Here is a 14,539-nt window from a genome sequence, read left to right as displayed (position 1 = left end):
AGAAGCCACAGCTTGTTGCTGTGGCTTGATTTTTATCCCTTTACGCCGCTTTGGCTGGCCTGTTCCTGAGGAACAATCAACTTCGGCGCCAGCATAAACATAAACCGGGTACCGACGCCGACTTCACTCATGACTTCAAGTTTCGTGTGGTGATGGCTGAGCGCATGTTTGACGATTGCCAGTCCCAGTCCGCTGCCGCCGGTCTGACGTGAACGGGCTTTATCGACGCGGTAGAAACGTTCGGTCAGGCGCGGCAGGTGCTGCGGCGCAATGCCCGGTCCGTTGTCGCTGATCTGGAACTGTGCGCCATGCGGCGTTTGTTGCCAGCTGACTTCAATCCGTGTCCCCGCTGGCGTGTGGTTAACCGCGTTATACACCAGGTTCGACACCGCGCTGCGCAGTTGATCTTCATTACCAAAGACCTTCAGCTTGTCGTTTACGCGAAACACCACTTCATGCCTGCCGTTGCTTAACGTTTGCACTTCACGTTCGAGCATGCCGAGCATCACCGGAATATCGACTTTCTCGTGCAAATCAATATTCGCTGAGGCTTCGATTTTCGACAGCGTCAGCAGCTGCTTCACCAGCCCGTCCATCCGCCGCGTCTGTTCCTGCATGGTATCCAGCGCTTTAGTGCGGAAAGGCTCTTCCAGCTTGGCGTCTTCCATCATTTCCAGATACCCCTGCAATACCGTCAATGGGGTTCTCAGTTCATGACTGACGTTAGCGAAGAAGTTACGCCGTGCGCCTTCAAGCTGACGCATCTGGGTCACGTCGCGTGCCACCATCAGCAGTTGTCCTTCGGAATAAGGCATGACGCGAAACTCGACATAATGCTCATTATTGAGTTGTAAATTCAGCGCCCGGCTGAAATCGCGGGTCTGGATCCACAGCCGGAATTCCGGATAACGCAGCAGGTTGAAGATATGTTGCCCGTTATCTTCCGGCCAGCGGAAACCGAGCAAATCCTGCGCCAGTCCGTTACACCAGAAAATATTGCCATCTTCAGTCGTCAGCACCACGGCATCCGGCAGCGATTCGGCACCGCTGCGAAAACGTTTGATGAGCTGACCTAATTCCCGACGGCGACGCCGGTTGCGTATCTGCATCTGGTTCAGCCCGTAAAACAGCGGCTCCCAGCTCCAGCGCCCATTCGGTGGCGTAATGCTGCGGTCGAGCCACAGCCAGTGAGAGAGTTTAAGCTGGTTGTAATAATTCCAGCCCAGTGCCGCCATCAGCGACACCAGGAGGAGCCAGCCGAAATGGCCGACGAAGATACCGAGAATTAACGCTGGCAGGCAAAAGAGAAACAATTCACCCGCCAGTCGTTTCCATGACAAACGTTCTAGCACACAGATTCTCCGCTGTGAGGGCTCAATAACGCGTTGAAAAACGGTATCCGGTACCACGAACAGTCTGGATCATTCTGTCATGTCCACTGGTTTCCAGCGCCTTACGTAAACGACGAATATGCACGTCAACCGTGCGATCTTCCACATAAACGTTAGTGCCCCAGACGTTATTGAGCAACTGTTCGCGGCTGTATACACGTTCGGAATGGGTCATAAAGAAGTGTAATAACTTAAATTCGGTCGGCCCCATATCGAGCGCCTGCTCGTTGGCCATCACCCGGTGAGACGACGGATCCAGGCTTAAACCCTGCATGTCGATCACTTCTTCCACCGCCATTGGCGAGATGCGACGCATCACGGCTTTAATGCGGGCAACCAGTTCTTTCGGAGAAAACGGTTTAGTGATGTAATCATCGGCACCCACTTCAAGGCCGCGCACCCGATCTTCTTCTTCACCGCGTGCGGTCAGCATCATCACCGGAATTTCGCGGGTCAGTGCCTCACGTTTAAGATGCTTAATAAACTGAATACCGGAACCGCCAGGTAACATCCAGTCAAGCAGGATCAGTTCAGGGTAAGGTTCAACAAGCTGCCCAATCGCTGAATCAAAATCCTCAGCTTCTACGGCCTGATAGCCATTTTGTTCCAGTACAAAACACACCATTTCACGGATTGGAGCTTCGTCTTCAACCACCAATATACGTCTAGCCATCGTAGGTCCTGCCAATAGGTTAGCGATCTTTTATTTGATTGCGGGCGCCATTATGCGTCAGTTTTGTGACAGATTTATGAATGAAAAGAATGGTTCATTACAGTCAACTATGACAGATAATTTTCGGCCATCTTGCTGAAATTGGTCTGATTTATCGGGGACAGCTTCCCCTGCCGACGTTTATACTTTACCCCATTGTCGTCATCCAGGGTTCATACGGGAGTCTCATGCGCCTGATCCACACGTCAGACTGGCACCTAGGCCAGTACTTTTTCACTAAAAGCCGTGCAGCCGAACATCAGGCATTTTTGCGCTGGCTGACCGGTCAGGTGCAACAACATCAGGTCGACGCCGTGATTGTCGCGGGCGATATTTTCGACACGGGTTCCCCACCCAGTTATGCCCGCGAATTGTATAACCGCTTCGTGGTGGAATTACAGCAAACCGGCTGCCAGCTGGTGGTGCTGGCTGGTAACCACGATTCTGTCGCCACGCTCAATGAATCGCGCGAGCTCCTTTCCTGCCTGAATACGCGGGTGATTGCCACCGTCGGTGAAAACCTTTCTGAACAGATTTTAGTGCTCAGTCAGCGTGACGGGAAACCCGGCGCGATACTGTGCGCTATCCCGTTTTTACGCCCGCGTGATCTGCTCGCCAGCCAGGCGGGACAGTCCGGCAGCGACAAGCAACTGGCATTGCAGGAAGCCATCGCCGCGCATTATGACGCGCTCTGGCAGGCTGCGCAGGCCAGACGTGACGAACTGGGCATGCCGCTGCCTATTATTGCGACCGGCCATCTGACGACTGTCGGTGTCAGTACCTCTGATTCCGTGCGCGACATCTATATAGGTACGCTCGATGCGTTTCCGGCGCAGGCCTTTCCGCCGGTCGATTATGTGGCACTGGGTCATATTCACCGTGCACAATGCGTCGCCAAAACCGAACATATCCGTTACAGCGGCTCGCCGATTGCCCTGAGTTTTGACGAACTGAGCAAAGCTAAAAGTGTGTACTTACTTGATTTTGATGGTGCGACGCTCAACGCCATCGACACACTGGAAATCCCGGTTTTCCAGCCGATGCAGATAATCAAAGGCTCGCTGGTGGAGATTGAACACCAACTGGCACAGTTCGAAGGCGGTGATCCGGCCAAACCGGTGTGGCTCGATATTGAAGTCTCCACCCAGGATTATCTCAGCGACATCCAGCGACGCATTCAGGCGCTGACGGAAGATCTGCCGGTAGAAGTCGTGCTGTTACGCCGCAGCAAAGAACAGCGCATCAACAGTATTGAGCAGCAGGAAAAAGAAACCCTCAGCGAACTGAGCGTCAGCGACGTGTTTGAACGACGACTGGCGCTGGAACCGGCCCCTGACGAGCCGCGTCAGGCTCGGATGCGCACGTTGTTTGCGCAGGTGGTTGAACAGGTTACCAACGGTCAGAACGCGGAGGACAGCGCACAATGAAAATTCTCAGCCTGCGTTTAAAAAACCTGAACTCGCTGGAAGGCGAATGGAAAATTGATTTCACCGCCGAGCCGTTTGCCAGCAACGGATTATTCGCCATCACCGGCCCGACCGGCGCGGGGAAAACCACCCTGCTCGATGCCATTTGTCTGGCGCTTTATCATCAGACGCCACGGCTGAACATTACACCAAGCCAGAATGAACTGATGACCCGCCACACCGCAGAATCGCTGGCCGAAGTGGAGTTTGAAGTCAAAGGTGTGGGTTACCGCGCTTTCTGGAGCCAGCGCCGCGCCAAAAATTCCCCTGACGGAAATCTGCAGGCACCGAAAGTCGAGCTGGCGTTACTGGCCGACGGCAAAATTCTGGCGGATAAAGTGCGCGATAAACTCGATGCCATCGCCACACTGACCGGGCTGGATTTCGGTCGTTTCACCAAATCCATGATGCTGTCTCAGGGGCAATTTGCCGCATTCCTGAATGCCGATGCCAATGACCGCGCCGAACTGCTGGAAGAACTGACCGGCACCGAAATTTACGGTCTGCTTTCTCAACGCGTGTTTGAGCAACATAAAGAAGCGCGTATTGCGCTGGACGGTCTGCATCAGCGTATGGCCGGAATCGAACTGCTCAGCGAAGAACAGCGCCAGACGCTCGAAGCACAACGTGCTGAACTGAACGCGCAGGAAATCAGCCTCAGTCAGCAGGCGCAGCAGCGCCAGCAGGATCTGAACTGGCTGCAACAGTGGCAGCAGGTGCAGCAAAAACAGCAGCAGTCTCAGCAACAACTGACCGCCGCAGAGCAGGAAAATCTGGCCGCCGCGCCGCAGTTACAGCAACTGGCGCGCAGCGAACCGGCAGAAAAACTGCGTCCGTTACTCAATGATCGCCAGCGCTGTCAGGATGACGCGCAGCGCCTTCAGCAATTACTGATACAACTGACGCAGCAGCAGGAGCAGCAGATTGCACAGATGACGCCGCTGAGTCTGGCGGTGGAACAGGCGCACACTGCGCGGCAGAAACAGGCGGAAGAACAGCGCCAGATGCAAACGCTGATCGAAGAAAAAATCCTGCCACTGGATAGCGAAATCGCGCAATGGCGCAAATCGCTGGTGGAAACACAACAGGCGGTCAGCGAGTCGCAGAAACAGGCTGGTGAACATAGCGCGACGCTGCAGCAAATCACGGCGGAACGTCAGAAACTGGATGAGGAAAGCCGCCAGCATCACACCCGTCAGGCCGCGCTGACTGAAGCCCTTAACGTTGCACAACAACGTCAGGCTGAACTGGAAAAACAGTACCCGCAGGTAGTGTTACAAAAACGTCAAACCGAACTCATGCAGCTCCGGCCGGTGCGGCAGCAGCTGTTTTCACTCTCGCAAATCTTCCCGCAACTGAACCAGCGCGTGCAGCAACAGCATAAAGATTTTGCGCAGTACCAGACGGTGCTGGCCGAAGAAGAACTGCGTCTGGGCGCGATCCGTCTGCAATGTCAGAAACAACTGGAACATCTGAACGACGTCAAGGCGCTGCATAAACAGGAAATGCTGATCGTCAGCCTTGAAGCCGAACGCGCGAATTTGCAAAGCGGCAAAGCCTGTCCGCTGTGCGGCTCAACATCACATCCGGCGATTGAACATTATCAGGAGGTTAAACCTTCTGAAACCGCGCAGCGCGTCGAGAAAATGCAACTGGAATTCGATGCAGCAAAAGCCAGCGGTATCGAACTGGCGGCGAAAATTAAAGGCCTGAAAGAGCAACAAACACGGCTGCAAACTCAGCTTGAGCAGGATCAGCAACAACTGAATGCACATACCCTGAACTGGCAACAACTCAGTGCGCCGCTGAATCTGACGTTTACGCTGCATGATACCGCCGACATCACGCAATGGCTGACCGCCCGCGATGAGGAAGAGCAGCAGTCGCAGGCGCGACTGAGCCAGCACGAACAGCTGGCGCGGGCCCTGCAACAGGCCAAAGATGCCCTGAACGACGCACTGAATGCACAGCAGAAAGTGCAGCAGCAAAGCGCCTTGCTGACAGAGCGCGTTACCCGGCTGGAAGAGATGCAGGCAAAATCTCAGCAAGACCTCGTGCGGTTGCAAAAGCAACTGGCGGAAGGTGAAAAATCCCTTTCTGAGCTGAATGCCCGACGCCTCGAACTGTTCGGAGAGCGTCAGGTTGCTCAGGTTCGCGAGCACTTACATCAGCAACAACAGGCGACAGAACAAGCGCTGAGTGATGTCCAGACCGCGCTGCATAAGGCGCAGGAACTGCGCGACCAGTTGGCCGGTCAGTTGGCCAGTACGCAGCAGCAACAGTTACAGACCGCCGCACAACTGACGCTGGTGGAACAGGCGTGGCAGCAGGCATTGAGCGCCAGCGGATTTGCGGATGAAGCCGCAGTGAAACTGGCGCTGCTCGACGACGCGTTGCGCCAGCAGCTTCAGCAACGCAAAGAACATCTGCAACAACAACTGGCACAGGCGCAGGCATTACTGGCGGATGCCCGTCAGCAGCTCGAAAAACATCAGCTTGCCCGTCCTGCACATCTGAGTGAAACCGACAGTGATCTTAACGCCCTGACGGTGCAACAGGCGGAGCTGGCACAACAACTGAAAGTCCTGCAACAACGTCTGGGCGAAGTAAAGAATCAACTGGAAAGCGACAAGCAACGCCACCATGGTCAGCAGACGCTGATTGCACAGATTGCGCAGGCGCAGCGAACCTGTGATGACTGGGGTTATCTCAACCAGATGATTGGTTCCAGCGACGGCGCGAAATTCCGTAAATTCGCGCAGGGTCTGACGCTCGATCATCTGGTGTATCTGGCCAACCGCCAGCTGGAAAAATTGCACGGACGTTATCTGTTGCAGCGCAAAACCAGCGATGCGCTGGAACTGCAAGTGGTCGATACCTGGCAGGCCGATGCCGTGCGCGATACCCGCACGCTATCCGGCGGCGAAAGCTTCCTGGTCAGCCTGGCACTGGCCCTGGCGCTGTCCGATCTGGTCAGCGATAAAACCCGTATCGACTCGCTGTTCCTCGACGAAGGTTTCGGTACGCTCGATGCCGACACGCTGGATACCGCGCTGGATGCGCTCGACAGCCTGAATGCCTCGGGTAAAACCATCGGCGTGATCAGCCATGTCGAAGCAATGAAAGACCGCATTCCGGTACAAATCAAAGTCACCAAAGTGAACGGTCTGGGCGTCAGCCGCCTGAGCAGTGAATTTAAAGTCTGATCCCTCGCCACCGCCGGGCAGGTTGCTAGATAAATTGCTAGCCACATGCCCTGCGGTGGATCCTTTTTGTGAAAGCGTGCACAAAAATCGCACCAGTTCAGTGCGCGCTTTTTCCTCAACCTGCTGAATTTACGTTTATTCCCGCTGCCGGAACGAACTGGCACGCCCTGTGCTTAACGTTATGTATACAAGTTGCAGTACAAGTTGCAACGTCCTCATAACCGCTAAGGGAACCGCCAATGAAAAACATCAAACCTGAAGTTGATAAAAAACGTCGCCAGCTGATGAAATGGCTCGCCATTACCGGCGGAGTGTCCACCCTTGGCGGAATGATCCCGACGTCAGTTTTTGCAGCCGACGACGATGAAATTCGTATTGGTTACTGGCCGATTGTCGGTGGTTTGCCGCTGTATGTGGCACTGGAACAGGGCTTTTTTAAACAAGCCGGGCTGAATGTGAAAGGCGTTAAATTCGCCAGTGCCCAGCAAATTGTCGAAGGGATGATCACCGGCAGGATCCACGGCTGCGCCAACGGCACGGCAACCGGCGCGCTGGGACTCGGGGCGATCACCTCACCGGGTCTGTTCAAAATTATCTGTTCTAACCCGTCAAACCATACGCTGGTGTTAGATGAATTTCTGGTGCCGCTCAACAGCCCGGCAAAAGCTATCAGTGACCTGAAAGGCAAGAAAATCGCCTGCGGTCCGGGGATCCAGAACGTCACGATGGCAAAAATTATTCTGGAGAAAAATGGCTTCACTAATCCGTCAGTCATTGAACTGCCGGTCGGACAACACGCGCCTGCTCTGGCCGCCGGGCAAATTGACGGCGTATATACGCTCGAACCGACCGGCACTGTCGGACGCATGAAAAACCTTTCGCGCACACTCGAAACCGGCGTTATTTCTAAATACGTGCTCGGCAACGCCGACGCCCCGTGGTTCGGCGGCGCAGCGGCACTGAACGCCAGTTTTATCGCCAGCAAGCCGGAAGAAACCAAAAAGTTTATTGCCGCTTATCAGAAAGCGGTGGAATTCATTGCGGCTCACCCTGATAAAGCGCGCGAAAACGTCGCCGGTTACACCAGCATTGAACCGGCGCTGGTCAAAGAAGTGCCGCTGCCCGGCTTCGTGATGTATCCCGATTTGAAAGGCGACAACCTGCAATGGTTCCAGAAGTTTTATGACGTCTTTACGGAAAGAAAAATCTTCAGCAAGCCGGTGGATGTCGCTTCGCTGATCTATCAGGGATAAGGAGAAACAGGATGACTTCACGCTGGTCTTCAAGGTTACTGCCGCTGGTCGGCCCGGTACTGCTGTTTTTATTCTGGCAACTGGCCGTCAGCGCAAAATGGCTGAATCCCGTGCTTCTGCCCTCGCCGGTCGAGACAATCGGCTACATGTTCCAGTCATTTTCCGACGCGTCCATGCGCACCGACATCGGCGCAACCCTTTACCGCACGCTGGTGTCTTTTGCCTTTGCCGCCGTAATTGGCGTGCCGCTGGGCGTAATTTTGGGCAGCAATGAAAAGGTTTACCGCAGCCTGGAATTTCTGATCGACTTCTTCCGCTCCACGCCGTCGTCAGCGCTGATCCCGCTGTTTATGCTGATTTTCGGGATTACTGACGCCAACAAAATCGCCATTGCTGCCTTTGCCGCCGTGCTGGTCATCCTGTTCAACAGCGCATACGGCGTGATGAATGCCAAAAAAACGCGCCTGATGGCCGCCAAAGTAATGGGAATTTCCCGCTGGCATATTTTCAAAGACATCATGCTGATGGAAAGCCTGGCACAAACCTTTGTCGGCCTGCGCACCGGCGTGTCGATCGCGCTGGTGATCGTGATCGTCGCCGAAATGTTTATCGGATCAGAAACCGGACTCGGCCACCGGATCATCGATGCCCAGCAGGTGTTTAACATCAAAGATATGTACGCCTCGATCCTGATCACCGGCGCGCTGGGTTATCTGCTCAATCTGGCTTTTTTGCTGATCGAGAAAAAAACCGTCCACTGGAGTAGCAAAGCATGACGCACCCTCTCTCGCTGAACCCTGATTATAAAGGCCCGCAGTTGCCGCAATATGCCACGCGCCCGGACACCCATGTGACGATCCGCGGACTGAGCAAGGCGTTTGCCGGACAGCCGCTGTATACCGACCTGAATCTCGACTTACCGCGTGGAAAAATCGTGTCGATCTTCGGGCCGAACGGCTGCGGTAAATCGACCTTAATGAACATGATCGCCGGTCTGATCCCGGTAGATAAAGGCGACATTCTGTTCGACGGCAAAACGCTGGCGCAAACCACCATCGGCTATGTGTTTCAGAACTACCGCGACGCGCTGTTTCCATGGATGAGCGCCCGCGCCAACATCGCCTATCCGCTGATACGCCACGGCATGAGCAAAGCGGATGTGAATGCGCGGGTCGAAGAACTGACGCAGATGTTTGATATCCGTTTCGACCTGAAACGCTATCCGTATGAGCTTTCCGGCGGACAACAGCAAACCGTGTGCATCATGCGGGCGCTGGCGACGCGTCCGGAAGTGATGTTCCTCGATGAGCCTTTCTCGGCGCTGGATTTCGAGATGACGCTGTTTATCCGCGATAAATTACAGGAAGTGCAACTGGCGACCGGCGTCACTATGCTGATTGTTTCGCATGACCTGGAAGATGCGGTATTTCTGGCGGATGAGATTTTACTGCTGACGAGGCGGCCGACGCAGATTGCGGAAATCGTGCCGTTCGACCTGCCGCGCCCGCGAGGGTCGGAAATCATGAGCCACCCGGAATTTATCCGCGTGAAGGCGCACACGCTGGAAGTCTTTAAACGGGAGATGGCGCTTTAGCTGGCGGCAGTCTGCCGCCACTGACGCGGGCTGACGCCAAACCAGCGGCGGAAAGCCCGCGAAAAGGCACTGACTTCGGAATACCCTAGCAGCAACGCCATTTCGGAAATCGGCAGTTGTTGCTGTTGCAGATAATGCGTCGCCAGTTCGCAACGGACGTTATCCACCAGTTGGGTAAACGTCAGGTTCTGTTCGCGCAGGCGGCGTTGCAGCGAACTCGGCGACATACCCATTTTTTCGGCCACTTCATCAAGCACCGGCTCGCCGCGTAATAACGCCTGACGTACCCGCGATCGCACGTTGTCGGTGACCGACTGCTGCGACGGCGCATCCGCATTCAGACGGCGGATCGCATCCTGCATGACCAGCAACAGCGTCTGATCCCGTTCCGGCATCGCCCGCTGTAAATCGCGTTTGACGATCAGCAGGGAATTGTACGGCTGATCGAAATACACCGGCGCATCAAATACTTTGCAGTGTTCATGCCATTGCTGCGGACGCGGATGCTCAAAATGCACCTCACGCGGCGCCCAGTTTTTCCCCAGCCCGTGACGCAATAAATTGAGGATCATCCCCAGCGTCAGTTCCGCATCCTGCCGTCTGCACAGAATGCTGCCATGCCGCACCTGATAATCGAACCGGTAATGATCCCCCTTATCCACCAGCCGCGTCAGCGTATTGTGCTGATGAAAGGGAAAGGCATTCACTACGTTTTGCAGCGCGGTTTCTGCCGAAGAAGAACATAAACCGATGTAGCCAATCAGCCCTAATGACTGCGGTTTGAACTGTTTCCCGTAATGCAAACCGAAGTTATCACAACCTGACTGCGCCGCCGCTTCTTCCAGAACCTGACAGTAGTTGGTCAGCCCGAGACTCAGCGTAGGTTGTTGCAGCAATTCAGGATTGATGTGGCAGATGCCTAGCACACGATCAACATCTGCCCCTTTGGCCTGAATAAAATCGCTCAGGCCGCTGGCGGCTGCGGCCAGCACCCCCCGGTGGCTGTCATTGCTGCGCGTCAGCGCGTTCAGCGCATTGCTGAAACCGGCTCCGGAAGCCGTTGAAGAAAGGCCTGTCTGCATCGTCTTTTACTCCCTTTATGTCGGCAATAAAAAGTGTCGGTGATAAAAGAGAATTGCAAGTTCCGTACCAGCACCTTGCTTCACATCTCCGGGTGATAAACCAATGCAATACAATGAGATAAATTTTCGGCAGTTTTGCCAGCCGCGCCTGCGCCCTGCTACGGCGCCCGCTTTTCGTGCAGTTTCATCCGATCACAAAGGGATGATGTGCCTTCGCCAGATACTCACGGCACAGGCGCAGGCTCTCTTGTTCCCATTCATTGCCAAGGCTTTGCGCCATTTCCGTGGTGGCATGCGATCCGCGCCAGGCCAGCAACTGAATCCGCCGCTGAATAATCAGTGTCGGGATCACCGCCAGATCGGCATCGCTCACGTGACAAATACGTGCGTAACCTTCCAGCCAGTGGCGGACCCACGCCTGCGCCCGCGGATGATGTTCAACAAAACTGATCGCCGCCGCCGCATCATGCAGATACCAGCCCATACCGCAGTCATCAAAATCGATCACCCGGGTTTCACCTTTGTGCAACAGTAAATTCGTCAGGCGCAGATCGGCGTGGATCAGCCCGTAGCGCTGTGCACTCTTGCCGTAACTTTTCAGCACGCTGCCGGTGTGCGCCAGCGTCTCTTCAATCAGCGGGATCCCGGCCGCCGTCATGCCCGGCGCATCCTGCCAGCGGCCCCAGTGACCGTGCGGGCCGACCATGGTATCGCTGTCCCAGATAATACGGCGAAACCCGGCCGGATGCGGCCACTGACGGCTGTGCTGATGCAGGCGCGCAGTCACTTCCCCCAACTGAGCAAACGCCCGCGGATCCACATCCGTGGTTGGCATTTCGCCCTCAATCCAGCGAAAAATCACCACATTGCGGTTTTCAGTTTCGCTCACCGCGACAGTTTGCACAGCGGTACCATCCCTCCCTTTTACTGCCTCAGGCACCTGAATCTCGCTTTCACGCAGCGCATCCAGCCACGCCAGTTCACTCTCTATTTCATCCCGCTGGTGATAGCCACCCCGGTGAACACGCAGTGCATAACGTTCGCCGTCGGGGCAGCGCAGTAAAAAAGTGGCATTTTCCGACCGGCAGATCAGCGAAAGATGCCCTTGCAGATCAGGGGAATAGCGGCGCAATGCTTCTGTTGCCAGCAGATTCAGGCTGGTGTCATCGAGCATGTCAGATTGTTTTGCAGTCATCAGGTTCCACTCCGTACCGGTTAAATCAAATCGATATTGCGGATAGCCAGAATGGAAGGGGCGCGTTTTCGTCGCTTGACTCAGGAACAGCAAATGTTGACCGCAAAACACGCGTGACGCGCTGACGGCGAAAAGTTGACTGCAACGCACAGCAGTCAGCGCGCTGAGGTCAAGTTTTACCGCTTTCCCCGGCGCATTATCAAATCACCTTCCGCCGTCATGGCATTTTTTTGCACACCGGCAGTGACGTTGAAACCGCCTGTCAGGAGATGACTCTCATGTTGAAAACCAATGCGTTTGATGCCGCCAGCAGCGGCAATATTTCAGCCGACAATCTGGCGATGATAGAACGCCGCCGTCGTTTGCTGGGCCCGGCTTACCAGTTGTTCTACAAGAATCCAGTGCATCTGGTGCGCGGCGAAGGCGTGTGGGTGTATGACGCTGATGGCCGCCGTTATCTCGACGTCTACAACAACGTGCCTTCCGTTGGCCATTGCCATCCTCATGTGCTGGAAGCGCTGGTGCGTCAGGCATCCACGCTGAACACGCACACCCGTTATCTGCATGAAAATGTCCTGAACTTCGCCGAAAAACTGGTGGGCACCATGCCCGCTGAGCTGAGCCAGGTAATGTTCACCTGCACGGGCAGCGAATCTAACGATCTGGCGTTGCGTATCGCCGAAGATTTTACCGGCGGCACCGGCGTTATCGTCACCGAATTCAGTTATCACGGCATGACCAAAGCGATTGCCGGGCTATCGGCCTCGATGGGGCCATACGTTAAAGTGAACGGTGATGCGCGGGTGATTCCGGCACCGGTTCACCATCCGGCTAACCCGGCTGAAGTTGGCAAGCGCTTTGCCAACGACATCCGTGCCGCACTGGCGGATATGGATCGCCATGGCATCAAACCGGCGGCCCTGATGATCGACACCTTCTTCACCAGCGACGGCGGTTTCTTCGATCCGGCCGGTTTTCTGAAAGAAGCCATCGACGTTATTCACGAAGCCGGGGCGTTGTATATCGCCGACGAAGTCCAGCCGGGCTATGGCCGTTCCGGCGAACATATGTGGGGCTTCCAGCGCCACGGCGTGTTGCCAGATATCGTGACGCTCGGCAAACCGATGGGTAACGGACACCCGATGGCGGGCATCACTATTCAGCCGCACATCCTGGAACGCTTCGGCAGTGAATCTAGCTATTTCAATACCTTCGGTGGCAATACCGTGTCTTCTGCGGTCGGGCTGGCGGTGCTGGAAGTTATCGAGCAGGAAAACCTGATTGCCAGTGTCGGGCTGGCGGGTAAAGCCATTCTTGACGGCATCACCGCACTCTCTCAACGCTTCCCGGCGATTGGCAGCGTACGTGGCGCAGGGCTGTTCGTCAGCGTCGATTTCGTCAACGAAAACGGCGGGCCGGATTCCGCTACCGCGCTGGCGGTGGTCAACGCACTGCGCGAAGAAGGCGTGCTGATTGGCGCCTCCGGCCCGCATGCCAACATTTTGAAGATCCGCCCGCCGCTGGTCTTTACCGCAGAACACAGCCAGATCCTGGTCAATGCGCTGGAAAACGTTCTGAGCAAGATGTTCTGACTGAAGCGGGTTACAAACGGAAAGGGCGCAAAATCTGCGCCCTTGAAGTTGATAAACGGATAATGGCTTACAACGCGAAACGTGATTGCGGCCAAAGCCAGGCAGCGCCGCGTACGCCGCTCGAATCACCGTGTACGGCTTTGAGGATCGGCGTTTCACATTCCCCGCCAAACACCCATTGTTTAATCAGCAGCGGCACCGTCTGATACAAACGATCCACGTTACTCATGCCGCCCCCAAAAACAATCACGTCCGGGTCGAGGATATTCACCACGTTCGCCAGCGCCTTGGCCAGACGACGCTCATAACGCCCGAGCGCCTGTTCTGCAGTTTCATCGCCCTGCTCCACCAGCGCAATAATCTCTGCGCCTTTGAGCCGCTGACCGGACAAACGAAAATAGTCTTCTGCAAAACCGGTGCCGGAAACAAAGGTCTCGACGCAGCCTGATTTCCCGCAGTAACACGGGACTTCACGGGCAAACTGCATTTCTTCTTCATCCTGCCACGGCAGCGGGTTATGCCCCCATTCCCCCGCATTGCCGTTGCCGCCCGCATGCGCCGCACCGTGAAGCGCCACACCGGAACCGCAACCGGTACCGATTATCACGGCAAATACGGTGTGACGGCCCGCGCCCGCGCCGTCAGTGGCTTCTGACACCGCCAGGCAATTGGCATCGTTGGCAATATGTACTTCGCGTTTTAACAGCAGCGCCAGATCCTCATCCAGCTGTTGTCCGTTCAGCCAGACCGAGTTGGAATTTTTCACCTTACCGGTAAATGGCGACAAGGTGCCGGGGATCCCCAGCCCCACGCTGCCACGTTGACCTGTGGCTTTTTCGGCGTCCAGCACCAGCCCTTCAATCGCTTTGAGCGTACGTTCGTAGTCATTTCTCGGCGTATCGACCCGTTTGCGAAACAGCTCTTTACCTTCATCAGATAACGCAATGACTTCTATTTTTGTGCCGCCTAAATCAATGCCAATTCGCACGTGTTGCTCTCCTTTTACACTTTGCAGGGTCAGTTTTTTTGAGTTTATTCAGTTTAGAAG

General features: G+C 55.3%; 11 protein-coding genes. 6 read left to right on the top strand and 5 right to left on the bottom strand.

Annotated elements, in window-relative coordinates:
• Positions 1–32: 32 nt before the first annotated feature.
• Together phoR and phoB are read right to left on the bottom strand one after the other, a co-directional pair.
• Complete coding sequence (phoR, locus tag HGO41_RS05175; RefSeq protein ID WP_112151727.1) at positions 33–1,352, bottom strand: phosphate regulon sensor histidine kinase PhoR; 1,320 nt, start codon at positions 1,350–1,352, stop codon at positions 33–35.
• 22 nt (positions 1,353–1,374) lie between these two features.
• Entirely contained in the window at positions 1,375–2,064 is a 690-nt protein-coding gene (phoB, locus tag HGO41_RS05170) for a phosphate response regulator transcription factor PhoB (RefSeq protein WP_013576682.1), read from the bottom strand.
• Positions 2,065–2,291: 227 nt separating this feature from the next.
• Between phoB and sbcD the strand changes: the two genes are divergently transcribed.
• The 5 genes from sbcD to HGO41_RS05145 all read left to right on the top strand — a co-directional run bounded on the left by sbcD (position 2,292) and on the right by HGO41_RS05145 (position 9,622).
• Positions 2,292–3,530, top strand: a complete 1,239-nt coding sequence (gene sbcD / locus HGO41_RS05165; protein WP_250980840.1) for an exonuclease subunit SbcD — start codon at positions 2,292–2,294, stop codon at positions 3,528–3,530.
• The gene (gene sbcC / locus HGO41_RS05160) at positions 3,527–6,775 is read left to right on the top strand and encodes an exonuclease subunit SbcC (RefSeq protein WP_250980839.1); all 3,249 of its coding nucleotides are present in this window, start codon (positions 3,527–3,529) and stop codon (positions 6,773–6,775) included. The genes sbcD and sbcC overlap by 4 nt, the downstream gene beginning before the upstream one ends.
• A gap of 239 nt (positions 6,776–7,014) precedes the next feature.
• Positions 7,015–8,028, top strand: a complete 1,014-nt coding sequence (locus HGO41_RS05155; RefSeq protein ID WP_037036793.1) for an ABC transporter substrate-binding protein — start codon at positions 7,015–7,017, stop codon at positions 8,026–8,028.
• A gap of 11 nt (positions 8,029–8,039) precedes the next feature.
• Positions 8,040–8,804 (top strand): ABC transporter permease, encoded by a 765-nt coding sequence (locus tag HGO41_RS05150; RefSeq protein ID WP_037036792.1) that lies wholly within the window; start codon positions 8,040–8,042, stop codon positions 8,802–8,804.
• Positions 8,801–9,622, top strand: a complete 822-nt coding sequence (locus HGO41_RS05145; protein WP_037036791.1) for an ABC transporter ATP-binding protein — start codon at positions 8,801–8,803, stop codon at positions 9,620–9,622. The genes HGO41_RS05150 and HGO41_RS05145 overlap by 4 nt, the downstream gene beginning before the upstream one ends.
• Here HGO41_RS05145 and qhpR read toward each other — a convergent pair.
• Positions 9,619–10,704 (bottom strand): AraC-like transcriptional regulator QhpR, encoded by a 1,086-nt coding sequence (gene qhpR / locus HGO41_RS05140; RefSeq protein WP_225444899.1) that lies wholly within the window; start codon positions 10,702–10,704, stop codon positions 9,619–9,621. The two genes, HGO41_RS05145 and qhpR, sit on opposite strands and share 4 nt — an antisense overlap.
• 184 nt (positions 10,705–10,888) lie before the next feature.
• Entirely contained in the window at positions 10,889–11,899 is a 1,011-nt protein-coding gene (locus HGO41_RS05135; protein WP_112198706.1) for a phosphotransferase enzyme family protein, read from the bottom strand.
• A gap of 278 nt (positions 11,900–12,177) precedes the next feature.
• Here HGO41_RS05135 and HGO41_RS05130 point away from each other — a divergent pair, with 278 nt between their 5' ends.
• On the top strand, positions 12,178–13,491 hold the full coding sequence (locus HGO41_RS05130) for an aspartate aminotransferase family protein (RefSeq protein WP_250980838.1): 1,314 nt from the start codon (positions 12,178–12,180) through the stop codon (positions 13,489–13,491).
• Positions 13,492–13,558: 67 nt separating this feature from the next.
• On the opposite strand, the gene mak is transcribed toward HGO41_RS05130, so the two are convergent.
• Complete coding sequence (mak, locus tag HGO41_RS05125; protein WP_013576686.1) at positions 13,559–14,479, bottom strand: fructokinase; 921 nt, start codon at positions 14,477–14,479, stop codon at positions 13,559–13,561.
• Positions 14,480–14,539 lie beyond the last annotated feature (60 nt).

It is taken from the genome of Rahnella sp. CG8 (assembly GCF_023701875.1).
Classification (GTDB): Bacteria; Pseudomonadota; Gammaproteobacteria; order Enterobacterales; family Enterobacteriaceae; genus Rahnella; species Rahnella aceris.
Note: the sequence above shows the minus strand (reverse complement) of the source record. Positions and strands in the feature narration are given on the sequence as shown.

Bases quoted from the DNA above. Each gene is read 5' to 3' on its own strand.
- phoB (WP_013576682.1), bottom strand. From the start codon at position 2,064: ATGGCTAGACGTATATTGGTGGTTGAAGACGAAGCTCCAATCCGTGAA.
- sbcD (WP_250980840.1), top strand. From the start codon at position 2,292: ATGCGCCTGATCCACACGTCAGACTGGCACCTAGGCCAGTACTTTTTC.
- sbcC (WP_250980839.1), top strand. From the start codon at position 3,527: ATGAAAATTCTCAGCCTGCGTTTAAAAAACCTGAACTCGCTGGAAGGC.
- HGO41_RS05155 (WP_037036793.1), top strand. From the start codon at position 7,015: ATGAAAAACATCAAACCTGAAGTTGATAAAAAACGTCGCCAGCTGATG.
- HGO41_RS05150 (WP_037036792.1), top strand. From the start codon at position 8,040: ATGACTTCACGCTGGTCTTCAAGGTTACTGCCGCTGGTCGGCCCGGTA.
- HGO41_RS05145 (WP_037036791.1), top strand. From the start codon at position 8,801: ATGACGCACCCTCTCTCGCTGAACCCTGATTATAAAGGCCCGCAGTTG.
- qhpR (WP_225444899.1), bottom strand. From the start codon at position 10,704: ATGCAGACAGGCCTTTCTTCAACGGCTTCCGGAGCCGGTTTCAGCAAT.
- HGO41_RS05135 (WP_112198706.1), bottom strand. From the start codon at position 11,899: ATGACTGCAAAACAATCTGACATGCTCGATGACACCAGCCTGAATCTG.
- HGO41_RS05130 (WP_250980838.1), top strand. From the start codon at position 12,178: ATGTTGAAAACCAATGCGTTTGATGCCGCCAGCAGCGGCAATATTTCA.